The 17906-nt window shown below is 59.9% G+C and carries 12 protein-coding genes; 5 read left to right on the top strand and 7 right to left on the bottom strand.

Features of this window, described 5'->3' with window-relative positions; all coding sequences use genetic code 11:
• Positions 1-2: 2 nt before the first annotated feature.
• The 3 genes from GFS31_RS06510 to GFS31_RS06520 form a co-directional block, all read right to left on the bottom strand.
• Positions 3-737 carry a TspO/MBR family protein gene (locus GFS31_RS06510; protein WP_198807408.1) on the bottom strand — a complete coding sequence of 245 codons (735 nt, stop codon included), beginning with the start codon at positions 735-737 and terminating at the stop codon, positions 3-5.
• 82 nt (positions 738-819) lie between these two features.
• Positions 820-1530, bottom strand: coding sequence for a DnaJ domain-containing protein (locus GFS31_RS06515; protein ID WP_198807409.1), 711 nt, complete (start codon positions 1528-1530; stop codon positions 820-822).
• Positions 1531-1659: 129 nt separating this feature from the next.
• Positions 1660-7308: a hypothetical protein gene (locus tag GFS31_RS06520; protein ID WP_198807410.1), complete on the bottom strand. Its 5649-nt coding sequence runs from the start codon at positions 7306-7308 to the stop codon at positions 1660-1662.
• A 201-nt stretch (positions 7309-7509) separates the two neighbouring features.
• Between GFS31_RS06520 and GFS31_RS06525 the strand changes: the two genes are divergently transcribed.
• The 3 genes from GFS31_RS06525 to cobT are packed head-to-tail and all read left to right on the top strand — an operon-like array spanning position 7510 to position 10194.
• On the top strand, positions 7510-8214 hold the full coding sequence (locus tag GFS31_RS06525) for a Crp/Fnr family transcriptional regulator (RefSeq protein WP_198807411.1): 705 nt from the start codon (positions 7510-7512) through the stop codon (positions 8212-8214).
• A gap of 6 nt (positions 8215-8220) precedes the next feature.
• A complete protein-coding gene (locus GFS31_RS06530; protein ID WP_263974911.1) occupies positions 8221-9033 on the top strand; it encodes a DUF2232 domain-containing protein in 813 nt (270 codons plus the stop codon).
• A gap of 27 nt (positions 9034-9060) precedes the next feature.
• On the top strand, positions 9061-10194 hold the full coding sequence (cobT, locus tag GFS31_RS06535) for a nicotinate mononucleotide-dependent phosphoribosyltransferase CobT (protein WP_198807412.1): 1134 nt from the start codon (positions 9061-9063) through the stop codon (positions 10192-10194).
• Here cobT and GFS31_RS06540 read toward each other — a convergent pair.
• Both GFS31_RS06540 and GFS31_RS06545 read right to left on the bottom strand, forming a co-directional pair.
• Positions 10171-10620 carry a DUF29 domain-containing protein gene (locus GFS31_RS06540; protein WP_198807413.1) on the bottom strand — a complete coding sequence of 150 codons (450 nt, stop codon included), beginning with the start codon at positions 10618-10620 and terminating at the stop codon, positions 10171-10173. The genes cobT and GFS31_RS06540 overlap by 24 nt on opposite strands.
• Positions 10621-10745: 125 nt before the next feature.
• On the bottom strand, positions 10746-12305 hold the full coding sequence (locus tag GFS31_RS06545) for an NAD(P)H-quinone oxidoreductase subunit N (RefSeq protein WP_198807414.1): 1560 nt from the start codon (positions 12303-12305) through the stop codon (positions 10746-10748).
• Between the two features lie 455 nt (positions 12306-12760).
• Here GFS31_RS06545 and topA point away from each other — a divergent pair, with 455 nt between their 5' ends.
• Together topA and GFS31_RS06555 are read left to right on the top strand one after the other, a co-directional pair.
• Entirely contained in the window at positions 12761-15571 is a 2811-nt protein-coding gene (gene topA, locus GFS31_RS06550; protein ID WP_198807415.1) for a type I DNA topoisomerase, read from the top strand.
• Between the two features lie 84 nt (positions 15572-15655).
• A complete protein-coding gene (locus GFS31_RS06555) occupies positions 15656-16201 on the top strand; it encodes a methylated-DNA--[protein]-cysteine S-methyltransferase (RefSeq protein WP_198807416.1) in 546 nt (181 codons plus the stop codon).
• 86 nt (positions 16202-16287) lie between these two features.
• Here the strand turns inward: GFS31_RS06555 and GFS31_RS06560 are convergent, their stop codons facing one another.
• A complete protein-coding gene (locus GFS31_RS06560; RefSeq protein WP_225907592.1) occupies positions 16288-17463 on the bottom strand; it encodes a DUF3086 domain-containing protein in 1176 nt (391 codons plus the stop codon).
• Between the two features lie 9 nt (positions 17464-17472).
• Positions 17473-17862: a DUF3119 family protein gene (locus tag GFS31_RS06565; protein WP_198807417.1), complete on the bottom strand. Its 390-nt coding sequence runs from the start codon at positions 17860-17862 to the stop codon at positions 17473-17475.
• Positions 17863-17906 lie beyond the last annotated feature (44 nt).

A 17906-nucleotide genomic window follows, 5' to 3' on the forward strand; every position in this document is an offset into this window, starting at 1 on the left:
TCCTACGGGTTAGCGGCCACCACCGGATAGAGCGGCTCCTGACCATTTAAGCGCCAGAGGCTAATGCACAGGGCTGTAGCCACCACCAGCCACACCAAGGACGGAAAAATGACCCACCCTGCCAAGGGCAGCACCTGAAAGTAGCTCGCTGTCAGCACCACAACCGACAGCAGCGGCCCCGCCAGCACCACGGGCACCGCCGCCCCCAGGCGACCCTCCACCGTGAAAATCGTGTTCCAGGTGTCGCCCAAGCTGAGGTGAATCATGTAGATCACCAGGGGCCAGCACAGGAACGTTTGCCCCAGGGCCGACCACACCCAGTAAGCCGAGGTAATCCGCAGCACGGCAATGCTCATCCAAACAATCGGGAAGGCTAAGGGGGGCGGTGCCCAACCCGGTCGTTGCAGCGACCGATAACGACCGCTGTTGCGCGTGTTGTCGAGCCAAGAGAACAGCCGGGAACGCAGGGTGATAAAGGCAAAAAAAGCCCAGGGAATGGCGGTCATTGCCCAATCTGGCAAGGCGTCCCCTAGGGGCCAGTCTAGGATCCTATCCATCCCCCACAAGAGCCCCGTCATCACCGCCACCTGGGTCAGGGTGGCCCCTAGGTAGGTGAGGGTAGCGGCGATGTCCCAGCGGGGGCTGGCCAAATCGGTAGCAATTTTGGGGTCGGTGGCCGTTTCGCGAACACCCATCACGGTATTAACGCTTTGCTGGATCCAATTTTTGCGATTCATGGCGATCTCCCCTGTGTTCCTGCGTGTGTATCCTGACCGATGTGCTCGGCCTCTAGTCTGCTGGCGATGGCTTCTGAGGCCGTCATCCTAGGCGCTTGACCCGATCCTTGGCGTCTTGGCGCAGTTGTCGGGCCATGCGAAAGAGTTCCTGTCCGGTGTGTAGGTAGGACGGTTCGTAGCTGTAGGTAAAGCGCTCGATTTCCTCTAGGCCGTCTTCGATCTGGCCCAGGCAATGGTAGAGGTCAGCGGCAACCCCGGCTGCGCTGGCAGGGTTGGCCATGGATTGAAACTTGGTTTTGGCCTGCTCTAGCCAGGTGTTGCACTGTTCTAGGTAGGCTTGAAAGGCTGCCATCAAGTCGTCGTCAAAGGGGTCGGCGGAGAGTTGACGCACCTCGGCTTTGAGGGGGGAGATAATCTTCCCTGTGAGCCGATCCACCGGGCCGTAGACGAGCTTCAGCCAAGCATCTTCGCGGGCCTCGGAGGATTGGCTAGCCTGTCGGTGACGGCGGTAGGCAGCTTGCATATCGGCGGTGCGGCGGGTGCGCTGCTGGGCCGCCACCTCTGGATTAGCAACGGCCACGCCCTGACGCTCTTGGTCGTACCGCACCCGACGGGCCGGATCGCCGATCACCTCGTAGGCGTTGTTGATGCGGGCAATGTGGTCGTGGGAGGCGGCTTCCGTTTGGCGATCAGGGTGAAACTGCTTAGCCAAACGGCGATAGGCCCGCTTGATTTCGGCCTGGGTTGCCGTTTCGTGGACTTCCAGAATTTGGTAGTGAGTTTGCTCTGCCATAGCCACTATCTTAAAAGAGAGCCTGGCGAATCGCTAGCGTTCCCTGCCCTAACCTCAGTTCGGAATCAGCTCAGCGGCCCAGCCCTAATAGTCCATTGGGAAGCAAGCCATAGCCCCCTCGCCCCGGCCTCACACCGTCAGGGCGGTGAGCTTGACTAGGAGTGGATCGGTTAGGCTTTGTTGTTTGTCGGTCAACAGGCTTTGCAGATAGGCCCGAAGCCCCTGACTTTGCTGGGGGTTCGGCACATACACCTGGGGGTTGGGGCGGCTGAACAGCGGCGTTGTCCCCAGGGCCTGGAGAGCCGGGTTGGGGCTCGGAATCAGCAGGGGGCTGGGGGTCGCGATGGGAATTAGCCCTGGAGGTAAGCGTCCCTCTAGGAGGGCCATCAGGTGGGCTTCGCAGGCCGCTACGTTGAGGCCCTGCTCCTGGAGGAGATGGAGGATGCCGCTGAGGGGCAGAGGCTGATCGGCACAGGTACGCAGCAGTTCCATCAGCAGAAACATATCGCTGTACTGATGGCGGTGCAGGTCAAGCACCTGGGGATAGCGGGCAAGATTCACCAGCCCATAGGCAACCCGGCTGCAACTGGGGGGGCGGTCACTGTGGTAGGTGTCTTGGACGATGGTGGCGTTGGGAAATTTCTGGCGCAGCCAGCGGGCCATTTTGGGCAGCGACGCACTCCCCCCGGTACACACCACCTGGTGGACGGCCTGACTGGCCATTCCCACCTCGCTCAGCAGGCGGTTGAGGTGGCCGTTGATGCGCTGGATGTAGGGCAGGATGATGCGATCTTCGAGATCCTTACTCCGCACTACCCAGTGTTGATCCGCCAGATCCAGCTCAAACTGGGCCTGGTGCTGAAGGATGATCTTGAGGTGGCGGGCCGCATCCAAAACACTTTGGCCCAGGGCCGAAGACTCTAGCCGCTGCCAAAGCCGCTGCCGACGGGCCAGATCAGGTTCGCCCGGTCGGGGTAAATCCAGTTCATCCAAACGCAGATCCACCCAGTGAGCATTTTCCAATTCCGGCATCTCCGCCTGCCAGCCCCAGTCGTGGCCCCCGGTCGATCCTCCCATCGCGGCTGGACGCTGCTGCCGCCGATCTGCCGGGTGCAGGAGTTGGCACACAATATCGAGGTCGATGGCATCCCCCGCATAGGTAAGGGAATGGAGGGAAAAAGCCTCATAATTGAGGGCCGTCAGGGGTTCTGGGATATTAACGAGACCCACTTCGGTGACGGTGGCCCCCGCCGCAATTACCACGGTGCCCCCCGTCCACTGACAGGCGTAGAGGGTTTGCTGCTGAATGGGCTGGCTTTGGCCCTGGGGTAGGGGTGTCTCCGGGTCAGGTAATCCTGAGAGCACCGCTGCAATAGCGTCCTCAATGAAGTACACATCATCTGCCCGGTGAACTAGCCCCGCCCCCAGCACCGCTTCCCGCAGGTTAAAGGTATAGGTATCGGGCCAGTTGGCCGGATAGCTGACCACCACCCCGGCCAGGTGATCGAGGGCTTGGGCAATGGCCGGAGCTTTCAGCCCCACGGCCCCCAGGGTAAAGGGAGCCTCGCCCCGAAGAGCCTGGGGCAGCGTGGCCAATAATCCCTGCAAGCTGTCCTGGAAGGCCTTGAGCGGTAGCTGAGTAGTCTCGGCCCATTGAATCTGAGGCTGCGATACGGCACCCTCGCCGAGGGGAATACCCAGGCGCAAAAACGGCTTGAGGTTTTTGATTAATACCGTGTTGTCTTCGGGGTCTCCGTCGCCCCAAGTTACGGTGAGGGCCGAAGAACCGACGGACTGAACCTGGTAATCGCCGCTGGTAGCTAGCCGCACTAGGCTGAGGGTGGGCAGACGGAAAAACTTATCGGCGGTGGCCCCCGAAATGTTGTTGTCCACCCAGTAGAGGGGATGCACCTGGCCGCTGTGGCGTTCCATCAGTACGGCTGACAGCCCCGTGGTGCCAACGTCTAGCCCCAAAAACCATAGGGACTGCGGCTCTGGCGAGGCCGGAAGCGGCGGCTCCACCGTGGCCGGAGGCGGTGGGGGCTCTGCCAGCAACGCCTCTAGGTCGGCCACGTCTGCTTCTGCCAGGGCGGTTTCGGGCAAGGCGGGTTCCGGTGTTTCCCCAGGCAAACCCGCATCCCCAGGGCTGACCTGTGGGGATGGGGCGGGAGCAACGCGATTCTCTGCCTCACCAGAAACTACCCTAGACTGGGCGATCTCCTCCGTCAGGTTGGCAAGGCGAGTTTGATCGAGGGATCCCAGGATGCTGTCCAGGCTCATTTCTCGTTGCCAATCGCTGTCCTCGCTGGCGACAGGCCCAGGCAGGGGAGCCTGTGGCGATAAGGGCTGAGGGGACTCGGCAGACGCCCCAGCATCCTGGTTAACGCCAATGTCCTCTAGGCTCCAGGGAGTGATTGGGGCCGTTCCGATGCCGAACGAGGTTGGCGCTAGGCCAGCAATCCCGTCGTTGGTCGCCTCATCTGGGGGTGCTTCCATCTCAGGGCTGAGGGCGTCGCTAGGATCGAGGCTCAGGTCTAGGTCATTGAGGGTGAGGGAAAAGTCCGCTGCTTGGGGGCCTTCGCGGGCAGGCAAGTCAGCGGTGCCAAAGTCTTCTAGGGTAGGGCCTGACGCGCCAAAGTCCTCTAGGGTGGGACTAGCTGCACCAAAGTCCTCCAGGGTGGGACTGGCAGTGCCAAAGTCTTCTAGGGTGGGGCCTGACGCGCCAAAGTCCTCCAGGGTGGGACTGGCTGCGCCAAAGTCCTCCAGGGTGGGACCTGACGTGCCAAAGTCTTCCAGTCGAGGGCCAACCTCAAGCTCTGACAGCGTAGGATTAGGAGCCATAGCCTCCCCAGCCCAGTCGAGGTCGGTTGGAGAAGGTCGGGCCGCAGCGGGCGAATCCCCCCAATCAAGGCTATCCAAGCTATCTCCGCCCAGGCTTAGGGCCAGATCAGGCACATCCACAGTCGGTTGTATCGGGGGCTGGGGGGCTGTCTCAGCGGCGTTTCCTCCAAAGGCGTCTTCCCCAAAGACATCCTCCGCTGTCACCGAGTCGGTTTCGGGTTCAGCCAGCGGAAACTGAGGATCCAATCGCAAATCGACCAGCAGACTGTCTAAGGACAAAAACGGATCCGCTGCGGTCTCTTCTGGTGCCGTGGACGGTGGATTTGAGGGGCCTTCGCCAAATAGATCAAGGCTACCTTCTCCCGCATCCACCCTCGAAGCCGAAGGATCCGAATCCGCTGCAAATTCCCCTAGGGCCTCGAGGGTCAGGCCCGCATCAGTGGGCGGAGACTCTACAGGCCCCAGGCTCAAGTCTAGGTCTGACAGGATGAGGGACAGGCTATCTGCCGTATTCAGCCCCGGATCGACGGATGGCCGCTCCGGCGGACGAGGTGGATCCGGCGCGAGCCTTGGCCCTAGGTCGCCAAACAGGTCGTCTGCGGGAGAGACGTCTGAGGCAAAGTCAAGGGTGCCAAAATCCTCGGTATTCCCGAAGTTGCTGGCGTCGCCAAAACGGCTGCTATCACCCCAATCCGTAGATGGGATACCAAGGTCGCTGCTGACGCCGAAATCGCCAAACACATCCTCAGAGGTGGGGCCGGGGGCAGTTAGAAGGTCGGGGGAAGGGGTTGGGGCTTGGTCGGGAGGAAAAGCCGCATTGGGCTCTTCGAGGTCGAGGTCTGAGGCCAGTGTTCTAGCAAAATCGTCAAGGGCGAATTCTGGCCCCTCCGGCACCAAGGGCGGTTCTGCTAACGTTGGCTCTACTGGTTCCGAGGGCGGCAGATCCCCAAATAAATCCAGGGTTTCTGACGGAGGTTCGGAGGCATCTCCGGGAGCGTTCTCCCACCCGTCGCCGAGGCTGTTCCCTAGGCGGTTGCCCCCGGTATCGCCAAAGAGTGTCTCGGTGGTGTCGGCCAAGTCCTCCTCCTGGCGGGGAGACGCAGCAATGGCCTGATCGTGAGCGACTTGCTGCCGCCACTGCTCTACCCGGCTTGACCAATCCACCACCTCTTCCTCGGTCTCCCCTAGGGCGGGGGCCACTGGATGGGCGGTCTCCGCCTCGGCGGGGGGCGGGGGCGAGATGGTTTCCAACCGCACCAAATCTTCGGAGAGGGCGCTAACCACCTCAGCATCTAGGGCCAGATCGAAGTAATCTGCCTGGGGAGGCTCAACCTCGGCCAGCAAATCCTCGTCCTCAGGGGCCTGGATTTGTTGACTAGGGTTGAGCAAAATATCGAGGGCATCGAGCTCTGTGGAAGCCCCTGACCCATCGGGCAGCAGCTCATCTAGCGTTGTGATGGTATCGAGGTCGGGGGCGGGGCTGGGCGTTGACCCCGGCAGGGCGTTACCGCTGCCCTCCACCAGTTGGGCTAGGCCATCGTCGGGGGGGGCAACCGCGATAGCCTCAGCTTCCCCCAATGCGTCATCGTCGGGGGAAGCTTCGACCAGCCCGCCCCAGTCCTGGAGGTCAGACGGGGGCGGGGTGTCGATGAGATCGGCAAGGGTTTCGGCGGCTTCGGCGGCGGCTCTGGCCTGGGGGGGGCGCACGGCACTATCGCCAAAGAGCGTTTGGTAGAGATCGTCAATGTCCTCAGCGGCGTCTTCCAAAACGGTATCTGCCGCCGCCGATTGGGTGGGGGGCAGAGAAACCGAAGCGGTGGGATCCGGGGCCGCAACGTCGAGCTGGTCTAAAATTTGCAGGGGTTCGCGGGGTGGATCCACTTCTGGGGCTAAAACCTCAGCGGCCTCGGCCTCGTCCCCTTCTAGCCGCAACTGAGAAATTTCCTGATCGATTTGCAGCAGGGTTACTTCATCGTCATCAAAGTCGATGTCGAGATCCAGCTCCTCAAGGTCAAAGTCATCCTCATCCTCAAAACGTTCATCCGTGTCAGCGAATGCTGAGATCAATCGCTCATCCTCGGCCACGGGTAGTTCCGGTGGTAGACGGCCTGGCGCTTCTAGGTAGGCGAGGGCTTCCTGGTTCATCCGCTGGGCAACGTGGTTGACCAAGGCGCTAAACATCATTTCGCCCTGCTGGCCCAGGCTGTGCATTTTGTTGAGGCCCTGGTTGAGCGAGTCTTGGTAGCTATAGACGCTCTGTTGGAGCGCATCGAACACCGCCCGCAGGGATAGATCCAGGTTGCGAATTAGATCGTCGGTTTGGGCCTGAATTTGCTGGAGATAGGCCAGCCGCTGGGCCGGGGATAGTTCCCCTAGGCCAGCCGTAAGGGCATCGTCGGGGGCTGATGGATTCAGCAGATAGTTATTCGCCACCGAGGTTTCGAGGCGGCGCACCGCTTGCTCTACCTGCCCCGCTAGGTGGGCATCGAGGTGCCGCGTCAGTTCTCCCAGGGTGTCTTCCCACAGCCCTGGGGACAGGCGGGGGTTGCCCTGGGCGGCTTCGAGGCGCTGTTGCTGAAGCTGCTGCACCTCCCGCAGGAGGGTTTCTCGCTGCTGGCGCAGGGCCGAGACCTCATTTTGCAGGGGCGTCAAAATTTGCAGGGTTTGCCCCCGCAGATACTGCATTTCCTGAAGCAGGGCATTGAGCACCTGGCTTGCAGACTGGCTAGTCGCATCCTCGGACGGCCCCGCTGTTGGCGACAGACTCGGGATCGCCTGCGGATCCGCCTGCATCTCCGCTAGACAAGCTCGGGCCTTGGCCAAAAGCTGTCGTTGCTGCTGGGTGGCGCTCGACATCACCCAGGGAAGTTTGGGTGCTGCCTCCCCCAGGGTTGCATCAATCTCGGCGATTAAGGCTTCTAGTTGTTGCCGCTGCACAGTCACGTCCTTGTACCCTACTTCCCCAATTATTGCCAAAGTGTATGCTAGTCGGTCTGAAAAATCACCTTTCCAGCCGATACATTAAGTTCGGTGTCGGCTAATCTCCCAGGCCCATCGGAGTGTGGAATGGTATACTGAATTCCCTGGTACGGGAATAATTCGGCCATTAGGGCGATATGTTTAGCGTTGGAGTCGTCAATGGATGCTCGCTACGGCCATCGGGATTCCAAGGATGATCTCCAGTTGGTGCGTTCAGCCCTGATCTTCAAGGATTTGCCAGAAGAAGCCGTGGCCCAAGCTGTCAGCCATGTGGTTTCCCGCCGCCATCCGGCCAATCAGGTAATTTTGCTGGAAAATGACTGGGGCAGCTCCGTCTATTTTATCCTGGACGGCTGGGTAAAAATCCGCACCTACAACCTGGACGGCAAAGAGGTAACGCTGAATATCTTGGGCCGGGGTGAGCTTTTTGGCGAGATGGCCCCCCTCGAAGAAGTGCCCCGCTCCACCGATGTGATTACCCTGGTGCCCACGGTCATCGGCAGTATGCCCGCCAGCGACTTCGTTCATCTGCTCAACACCCAGCCCCTAGCCGGGATTCACCTCGCCCAACTGATGGCCCGACGGCTGCGGCAGGTCAATCGGCGGCTGCGGCTGCGAGAGTCGGACAGTACCTCACGGGTGGCCGATATTCTGCTGTTTTTGGCCGATGGCCAGGGCAAAAGCGGCAGCAGCGGCATCGAAATTCCCAACCTGCCCCACCGCGAACTCAGCAGCCTGAGCGGCCTTGCCCGCGAGACAGTCACCCGTGTGCTGAGTAAGCTAGAAAAAAAAGGGCTCATTGTTCGGGATAGAGACCTCGTGGTCATTCCAGATATCAACGCCCTAGAAAAACTGCTCGTCTAGGTATCCATGAGTTCTTCTGTGCCCGATTCCGCTGGCTCTAGCCGCCCATCGTCCGCGTCATCCCCTGGCCCATCCCCAGAGACCGAGGCCAATTTCGACGACCTCGATACCTATTTGGACTACCGCTCCGCCGCCAGCAACACCGGATCCTGGCGTCCGCCCATCGCCGACCATCGCCGCAAGGCTGGCCCCCTGGTGATGGTGGAAACCGCCTTTTTGGCCAGCACCGCCGCCCTGATCTGGCTGGTAAACACCTACTTTCCCCCCGGCCCCATCCTGCGGATTTTGTTCCCGTTGCCGATGGCCCTGGTCTACCTACGCTGGGGGCCAAGGGCGGCCTGGATGTCGGCCCTAGTCTCAGGTCTATTGCTGTCGGTGCTGATGGGGCCACCGCGTAGCCTGCTGTTTTTGATTCCCTACGCCCTCATGGGAGTACAACTGGGCTTTACCTGGGTGCGCGGGGCCAACTGGTACATCTCCGTTGCCGCCGGATCCCTCATTGGCAGTCTGGGCTTTTTCTTTCGCCTGTGGCTGATGTCGGTGCTGATTGGCGAAGACCTCTGGATTTACCTCACCACCCAAGTCACCCAAATGCTGAACTGGGGGCTAGAGAAGCTGGTGAATTTTGGCATCCTAGACATCGGCGTGTTAGGACAGGCCAACGTAGAAGCCATCCAAATTCTCGCCCTGGTGATGGTGCTGCTGAGCAATGTGGTCTATCTGTTCACCGTCCACCTCGCCGCTTGGCTGCTGTTAGAACGGCTGGGGGCCAAAATTCCCGAACCACCCGTCTGGGTCCAAGATCTCCTTACGGATTAAGCTACACCAACACAGTAAGCAACATCAATGATTACCGTTTACAGCGATCCCCAGCGGGCCACCCCTTGGCTGCATCGGGTGCGGGGGCAACGTCCGGCCCTGGCCCTGGTGCTAGGCTTCACCGAAACGGGGCTGATTCCCGGCATTTCCGCCGCTGGGGCTACCCCCGCAGATCGCCGCACCACCGCCCTCGCCGATGCCGAATGGATGGTAAACGGCCCCCAACCGCACCCCACCTTTCCCCTGCCGCCCCTCCAAGCCGGAGCCTCTCCCGCCCTAATTTCGCGGGCGGTGATGGCCGGACAGGATATTCCCCTAACGGTGTTCAATGCCGGACTGCCCCAATCGCCCACCGTCGCCCATGTCGATTTGGGGGGACAACCTGCCCAATGCCTCACCACAGGCCAAGCCCTGCCCCTCGATGCCGTAAAGCACCTCTTTCAGGCAGGGCTGCACTGGGGCGAAACCCTCGCGGCGGATCCCACCACGGGCTACCTGCTGCTGGCGGAATGCGTCGTTGGCGGCACAACCACGGCCCTTGCCCTGCTGCAAGGGTTAGGCATCGACGCCATGGATCGGGTCAACAGCAGCCACCCCATCTGCAACCACGACCAAAAACGAGACATCGTGCAACAAGGACTGACCCAAGCCCGCCAGCACTGGGGGGAATCCTCACCCCACCCGCTAGAAGTCGTTGCCGCCCTAGGCGATCCCATGCAGCCTGTGGTCGCCGGAATGGCCCTCGCCGCTAGCCGCACCCAACCCGTGATGCTGGCCGGAGGCACCCAAATGTTAGCTGTCTATGCCCTGATGACGGCCTTGGCCCAGGTTGATCACTTATCCTGGCACCCCGAAAACGTCGTCGTCGGCACCACCCGCTGGGTCGCCGCTGACCCCACCGGGGATACCGTAGGTCTAGCCCAAGCCATCAACGCCTGTCTGTTGGCAACGGAGCTATCCTTTGCCGACTCCCGCTTTGCCGCCCTCCGAGCCTACGAACAGGGCTTTGTCAAAGAAGGGGTGGGAGCCGGAGCCTGCGCCATTGCCGCCGAGCTGTATCAAAACTGGGGGCAATCGGAACTGCTAGCCGCCATTGAACAGGAACTCGCCCAAAAAGTTGAATTTGAAGGTCAGGCACTATTGCCAGAAGGGGCAAGTTAGCAGATCGTCCAAGGCTGAACTGAAGGGCCAATGATCGGGGAAAGGCACCTTAGCATAGTCCTCCCGTACTTCAGAAAGGGCGATGGTGTAAGCGTCCTCCACGACATCGGCAGCATAGTGAACCAAGCTGGGGGATTGCTCTAGCAATAACCGCAGTTCTCGTCGCTGTTCTCGAAGGGTGACTTCCCAACCCCGATTATCGTAGGCGCTGTCGATGTAGAGGCATTTGAGCAAATGGGCCAACAGCACCACCAGCCGACTCTTAATCTCGCGCTTCTGGGATCGTCCCAAGGCGTCTAGCTCCACCACCAAGTTGTCAATATCAAGGTGGCTGAAATCTCCAACCCGAAGCTGATTCGCCACCTGTTCTAGCCAAAGGGCAAAGTCTTGATCATAGAGCGATTTGGATAGGGAGGTCTGGGTCACAGGAGCCACCTCAGGTTGGCCTTTAGCTCTAGGGTAGCCTGTGAAATCCTTGAAAAAACAGACCCAAATCCAGGAAACGGGGTTTGGGTCTGTCGTCGATATTCAGAATTTAGGGTTGAGCCGATTTAGTTCAGGCCCTCTCCCAGGGCCACAGTATTGACCAGGTTGGTGCTGGCCACGGGGGTTTGCAGCATGGGCGTCTGCACCACGGCATTGTTAGCCAGGGTGAACAGGGGGTTCGACAAAATCCCGGCGAGGGAAGTGGCGACCAGGGCCAGAATCAGGCTAATTTGCATGGGCCGCAGACCGGGCAGATCCCAGCGCACGGCGGGGTAGTTGTTCACCACGTCGGACATTTCCTGGGGTTCCTTCACCACCATCATCTTGATGACGCGGATGTAGTAGTAGATGGAGATCACGCTGGTGACGAGGCCGACCAGCACGAGGCCGTAGGCTCCGGCTTGCCAGCCTGCCCAGAAGATGTAGATTTTGCCGAAGAAGCCCGCCATGGGCGGAATGCCGCCGAGGGACAGCAAGCAAATGCTGAGGCCCAGGGTGAGCAGGGGATCTTTTTGGTAGAGGCCGCTGTAGTCGCTGATTTGGTCGCTTCCGGTGCGTAGGGCAAACAAAATCACGCAGGTGAAGCCACCCAGATTCATGAACAGGTACACCAGCAGGTAGTAGATCAGGCTGGCGTAGCCCGCATCGGTGCCAACGACGAGGGCGATCATCAGGTAGCCCGCTTGGCCAATGGAGGAGTAGGCCAGGAGGCGCTTCATGCTGGTTTGGGCCAGGGCCACCACGTTGCCCAGCACCATGCTGAGGATGGCCAGGGCGGTGAAGACAAAGCGCCACTGTTCGGAGACGAGGGGGAAGGCTTCAATCAACAGGCGGATGGCGAGGGCGAAGCCAGCGGTTTTGGAACCCACGGAGAGGAAGGCCACCACGGGAGTGGGGGAGCCTTCGTACACGTCGGGCGTCCACTGGTGGAAGGGCACAGCGGCAATTTTGAAGGCGATCCCCGCAATCACAAACACCAGGGCGACAATCAGGCCGATGGGTGCTTCGCCGTCAACGTTGACGATGGTGTTGGCAATTTCTGATAGCCGCGTTTCGCCACCGGAGAGTCCGTAGAGCAGGGACGATCCGTAGAGGAAAATCGCGGAGCTCGCCGCCCCAATCAGCAGATATTTCAGGGCCGCTTCGTTGGAGCGGGGGTCGCGCTTCATGTAGCCCGTCAGCAGGTAGGAGGCGATACTGAGGGTTTCTAGCGAGACAAAAATCATCACCAGTTCGTTGGCCCCGGAGAGGAACATCCCCCCCAGGGTGGCGGTGAACAGGATGACCAAAAATTCTGCTAGGGAGGTGCCGGACTGCTCCACGTAGCGAATAGACATGGGCACCGTAAACACCGCTGACAGAACGATGATGCCCCGGAAAATAATACTGAGGTCATCGGCGTTGAAGCCGCCCAGGAAGCCGATGGGATCCGCTGCGCCCCACTGAAAGACCAAGGCCGCAATGGCCCCCAAACCGCCACCCATGGCAGCATAGGGAGTCCAGGCGGAGGAGGAACGCCCCTGAATTAAATCTCCTACCAGCATCACCAGGATGGTGGCGACGATGATGCCCTCTGGCCAAATGGTGCCAGCATTAAGCTGGGCCGCAAGGCTCGCAAAATCCATGGGCGCTTCCCCTTGTCGATGACACGTTTACAAACCTACAACTGGCATATTATCGCGATCCTGCCCCGGTAGGCAGGGCCAAACAGGATTTTACGGCCCCTAGACGACGGTACCCTATCTGAATTATTGATTAGATTGATTAGTGGTCGTAAATTCGACCTTTTTTACCCAGGAGCGTCCGATTTGCCCCTCACCCATGGCCATGCTCATTGGTTCATCACCTTGACCCTGACACCTGGGGGGCACCTCAGTGTTTGCCCATACGGGGGATAAGCTAAGGTGACGTTAGACCTGCGCGGCAATCATTAAGTTTTTTGGGGATTTGGAACTTTGCCCCCTAAAGCTGTGCATTAAAGTGGTTAACACCTGGGTCATGGTCTTTCTACAGGCTTTGCCCTCAGACTTTCCTCTCTCCCTCTCCGACCTCCGACTGCCATCCACGCGCCATCAGCCCTATGTCAACCCTTGTTATTGTCGAGTCGCCCACCAAGGCCAAAACCATTCGCAACTACCTGCCACGGGGCTATCGGGTGGAGGCTTCCATGGGGCACGTGCGCGATTTGCCCCGGTCGGCCAGTGAAATTCCGCCGGAGGTGAAGGGGGAAAAGTGGGCGCAGTTGGGCGTTAACCCCGACGATAATTTTGCGCCGCTGTACATCATTCCCAGCGACAAGAAGAAGGTGGTCAAAACGCTCAAGGATGCCCTGAAGGACGCCGACGAACTGGTACTGGCCACGGACGAAGACCGCGAGGGGGAAAGCATTAGCTGGCATCTGCTCCAGGTGTTGAACCCCAAGGTGCCCACCAAGCGCATGGTGTTCCACGAGATTACCCAGGAGGCGATCCAGTCGGCCCTAGAAAACTGCCGCACCATTGACGATCAGCTCGTCCATGCCCAGGAAACCCGCCGCATTTTAGACCGCCTGGTGGGCTACACCCTGTCGCCGCTGCTGTGGAAAAAGATTGCTGGGGGACTGTCCGCCGGACGGGTGCAGTCGGTGGCGGTGAAGGTGGTGGTGAACCGCGAACAACAGCGCCGCGCCTTCCGCAAGGGTTCCTACTGGGATTTGAAGGCCAGCCTTCTGAAAGACAAAAGCGCCTTTGAGGCCAAGCTCTATTCCCTAGCGGGGACTCGCCTTGCCAACGGCAGCGACTTCGACGAATCTACCGGACAGATTATCGCTGGCCGAGAAGTGGTGCTGCTGGACGAAGCCCAGGCCCGTGACCTGCAAGCCCGGTTACTGGAAGGCGTGTGGACAGTCAGCAACCTGGAAGAACGGCCCAACACCCGCAAGCCCTCGCCCCCCTTCACCACCTCCACCCTGCAACAGGAGGCCAACCGCAAGCTGCGCCTCTCCGCCCGCGACACCATGCGCGTAGCCCAAAACCTCTATGAGCAGGGCTACATCACCTACATGCGTACCGACTCGGTGCATCTGTCTCAGCAGGCCATCGAAGCGGCGAGAAGCTGCGTAGAAACCAAGTACGGCAAGGAATACCTCAGCCCCAAACCGCGCCAGTACGCCACCAAATCCAAGGGTGCCCAGGAGGCCCACGAAGCCATCCGCCCCGCTGGCAGCACCTTTAGAACGCCTGCCGAAACGGGCTTAAGTGGACGGGAACTCTCCCTATACGACCTGATCTGGAAGCGCACCGTCGCCAGCCAGATGGCCGAAGCTCGCCAAACCAACATCACCGCCTCGATTGAAGTGGAAGACGCCATCTTCCGGGCCACGGGCAAGCGGATTGATTTTCCCGGCTTCTTCCGGGCCTATGTGGAAGGTTCCGACGACCCCGATGCCGCCATCGAAGGCCAAGAGGTGCTGCTGCCCAACCTCAACACCGGGGATGCCCTGGGCTGCACCGACCTAGAGGCCATTGGCCACGAAACCCAGCCCCCCGCCCGCTACACCGAAGCCACCCTGGTCAAAGTCTTAGAGAGCGAGGGCATCGGTCGGCCCAGTACCTACGCCACCGTCATCGGCACCATCATCGACCGGGGCTATGTGCGCCTGGTGAACAACAGCCTGATCCCCACCTTCACCGCCTTTGCCGTCACCGCCCTGCTAGAGCAAAACTTCCCCGACCTAGTGGACGTTCACTTCACCGCCCGGATGGAGCAAACCCTGGACGATATTTCCACGGGTGGAGTGGATTGGCTACCTTACCTGAAGGAGTTTTACAGCGGAGATAAGGGGCTAGAAACCCAAGTCCACACCCGCGAAACCCAGATTGACCCCACCGCCGCCCGTACCGTCGTCCTCGATGACCTAGAGGCCAAAGTCCGTATCGGTCGCTATGGCCCCTACATCGAAATTGGCGACGGCGAAGAATCCGTGCGGGCCTCCATCCCCGCCGATGTGCCCCCCGCCGATTTGGACGAGGAACAGATCGAGCGCATCATTAAACAAAAGGTGGAAGGCCCTGATAAAGTCGGCCTCCATCCCGACACCGGGGAACCGATTTTCCTGCGCATCGGCCCCTACGGCCCCTACGTGCAGCTCGGTGAAGCCACCGACGACAACCCCAAACCCAAACGCGCCTCTCTACCCAAGGGCATGAAGGCCGAGGACATCACCCTAGAATCGGCGGTGGGTCTGCTGCGGTTGCCGCGCCTCCTGGGCGAACATCCTGAAACGGGCAAGCCCATCAAAGCTAGCCAAGGCCGCTTTGGCCCCTACGTCATCCACGATCAAGGCAAGGACGGCAAAGACTATCGCTCCATCAAGGGCGATGACGACGTGCTGACGATTTCCCTAGAGCGGGCGCTGGAACTGCTGGCCCAGCCCAAAACCGGACGCGGACGGGGCAAAGCCACCCCCCTGAAGGAACTGGGCAACCACCCCGACGATGGCGAACTGATCGCCGTGTTCAACGGCCCCTACGGCCACTACGTGAAGCACGGCAAGGTGAATGCCTCCGTGCCCGAAGGGGTGGAATTGGAGAGCATCACCGTGGAGCAAGCCCTGGAATGGATCGCTGCCAAGGCCAAAACCAAGGGCGGCAAAGCCAAGAAAGGCAGTACCGCTAAATCCGGTACCAGCAAGTCCGGCACGACCAAATCTGGCACCACGAAAAAGAGCACCAAAACCGGGACAACCGCCCGAACCACCAAAACGGCGGCGGCGAGTAAGGCTTCGGGCACCAAACGCACCACCAAAGCCACCACCACCAAAGCCACCACCACCAAAACCTCAACGACGAAAAAATCCACCACCCGAAAATCGACTTCAGCCAAGGACGATGCAGCGGATTCTAGTGATTAGAGCGTTGATGGATGCTCCTTTAAATCTGGTCGTCGGGTGCATTAGCAGCCCATCCATTGCGGTTAATCTTTAAGGATTACTCTGATGCCCCAATGCACCGACAATGGAGATATTGGGCATCCGCCTTCTTTTTTTACGTTCTACGAAAGCCCCATTCAAGTCCTACGGCTCGTCTCCGATGGGCAATCCTTGATTGGGCTTTACTTGGCATCGGCAAAGCATGACCGGATGGCTCAAGGCGATTGGGTCGAAGATGCATCCGTCGATCCCTTTCCCGCCGCCAAACAACAACTGACTGCCTATTTTTCGGGTACCTTGATGGAGTTTGACCTGCCGTTGAAAATGCCAGGAACGGTCTTTCAGCAGCGGGTTTGGGACGCCCTCAAAACTATTCCCTACGGCACAACGATGTCCTACGGCGAGGTGGCCCAACATATCGGACAACCCAAGGCATCCCGTGCGGTGGGTCTAGCCAATGGACGCAATCCCGTATCAATCATTGTTCCCTGTCATCGTGTGATTGGGGCCAGCGGTAAGTTAACGGGATATGGCGGTGGCCTTGAACACAAACAGTGGTTACTCACCCATGAGTGCCTAACCCGGATGAAAGGCATAGAGCCGCACCGCTAAATCCGGTACCAGCAAGTCTGGCGCGACAAAATTCTGAATAGCACCCCAGCCTAACCTCGACACGATTGGTTGAACCCGCCGCAAGGTTAGAAATAGTCGTATTCCTGGATGGGGTTAGCTGGGTCGGGGGCAAAGGCTAGCCACAGGGGAAACTGAAGCAGGGCGAGGCTAATCACCGATTCTGCTTCATCTACCACAATGAGGGGCAGGCCCCCTTCAGACCGGATGCGGTCGGCCCGTTGGGCGAGGGGTTCTGGGGCGTCAAACAGCATGAGCCCTTGGCCTGTGCCAAAATCGGCCCGCGATACGCCCAGGCAATCTTGTAGGCCGCGCCGCCATTCCCCCAGTCGCTCCGGGCTGTTGGAGAGCACCAGCGTCCGCAGGCGTGGGCCGTAGAGGGTGTGCAAAATTGAAATCGCCGCCGAGGCCACTAGCACATTCTGCAAACGGCTGCCCATGCTTTTTACGGCACCGCGTCCGCCCTGGGCAAAAAACCAGTTCGACACCCGCTCAGCGTGGATTGGCTCGAAGGTGCGCCGCAGTTGCCACACGGGGCCATAGTAGTCGGGTCGCATCCGGTACTGATCCAGCAGGCTCCGTACTCGGTCGGTTTGGTCTTGGAAGGCGGTGGGGGCAAAGCCTAGGGAGGAGGGGGCCTCCCCAGGTGGCTGATCCGGTGCTGAAGGACGAGGGCGACGGCCAGCCCCAGCCTGAATCACCTCTGGTTCTCGCGGAGGGGCGGCGGCGGGGGCCATATCCAACTGTTCGGCGGCGGTGGCCAAATCCTGCAAGCTGCCCACGAGGTAGTCTTTAAAGCCCTGCACCCGCACCGCCAAATCTTGAGAAGCCCCGGCAAAGGTCGTCCGCATTTCTGCTTGAATGCGCTCCTGGCGACGCTCCAGCTTTTCAATCTCCAGTTGCAGGGTGCGTTTGCGCTGCTCTAGATCGGCGGTGCCCTGCTCTACCATGCGGCTGAGGTCGCTTTGGATTTTCTTGAACTGATCCTGGGTCAGACGGTTGTAGGTGGCTTGCAGATCGGCAATGCTGCGCTTCAGATCGGCCTCCTGCTGCTTCAGGCTGTCCATGCGGCTGCTCCAGTCTGACCGAAAGCCCTCCGAGCGCAACCCCTCCGATGACGATCCTGCCGACCCGATCCCCTCCGAACGCAGACCCGAAAAGTCCACTGAAGCTGCGCTGCCGCCCTCGCCGCTGGGGCTACCTTCGGTGGATGACGTCGCTGGGGAAAACTCGTCGGGGGTCATAGACATGCTTTAGAGAGAACAGTGGGTTTCTAGGGCAGCTTTCAGTTGGCTGGGGCTAAAGATAATGGGCAAAAAGTGAATGCTTTTCACTTCCCGAAAGTAAAACAAAATGGGTACCGGGGGCCAAAAAATTTCCCAGTGCTCCCAGTCGGCGTAGGGAAATTGGCGAATTTGTTTTTCCCCGCGATAGATATCTAGGGCCGTGTCGGTGAACCGCAGCCGCAGGGTGAGGGCCTGAATGCCTAAAAATAAGCCAAAGAGACCGACCACACCGCCCAGCCACAGGTTAACCACAGCCAGCGGTATCGCCAGCCCTACTAAGGCTAGGGGAATGCGGTAGCTGGGGGCCAGTTCAGTGACAGAGGAGGCTAGGGGGGTATCCGTTGGAGAAGAAACCATCGCCAGGGGGTGCAACAACTTTTCCAGTATATCGCTGACGTCTC

This window comes from Leptolyngbya sp. BL0902 (assembly GCF_016403105.1).
In the GTDB taxonomy this organism is placed as follows: Bacteria; Cyanobacteriota; Cyanobacteriia; order Phormidesmidales; family Phormidesmidaceae; genus Nodosilinea.

What these genes read in the sequence shown, in the direction of transcription:
- GFS31_RS06510 (WP_198807408.1), bottom strand. Translation starts at nt 737, where the DNA reads ATGAATCGCAAAAATTGGATCCAGCAAAGCGTTAATACCGTGATGGGT.
- GFS31_RS06515 (WP_198807409.1), bottom strand. Translation starts at nt 1,530, where the DNA reads ATGGCAGAGCAAACTCACTACCAAATTCTGGAAGTCCACGAAACGGCA.
- GFS31_RS06525 (WP_198807411.1), top strand. Translation starts at nt 7,510, where the DNA reads ATGGATGCTCGCTACGGCCATCGGGATTCCAAGGATGATCTCCAGTTG.
- GFS31_RS06530 (WP_263974911.1), top strand. Translation starts at nt 8,221, where the DNA reads ATGAGTTCTTCTGTGCCCGATTCCGCTGGCTCTAGCCGCCCATCGTCC.
- cobT (WP_198807412.1), top strand. Translation starts at nt 9,061, where the DNA reads ATGATTACCGTTTACAGCGATCCCCAGCGGGCCACCCCTTGGCTGCAT.
- GFS31_RS06545 (WP_198807414.1), bottom strand. Translation starts at nt 12,305, where the DNA reads ATGGATTTTGCGAGCCTTGCGGCCCAGCTTAATGCTGGCACCATTTGG.
- topA (WP_198807415.1), top strand. Translation starts at nt 12,761, where the DNA reads ATGTCAACCCTTGTTATTGTCGAGTCGCCCACCAAGGCCAAAACCATT.
- GFS31_RS06555 (WP_198807416.1), top strand. Translation starts at nt 15,656, where the DNA reads ATGCCCCAATGCACCGACAATGGAGATATTGGGCATCCGCCTTCTTTT.
- GFS31_RS06560 (WP_225907592.1), bottom strand. Translation starts at nt 17,463, where the DNA reads ATGACCCCCGACGAGTTTTCCCCAGCGACGTCATCCACCGAAGGTAGC.
- GFS31_RS06565 (WP_198807417.1), bottom strand. Translation starts at nt 17,862, where the DNA reads ATGGTTTCTTCTCCAACGGATACCCCCCTAGCCTCCTCTGTCACTGAA.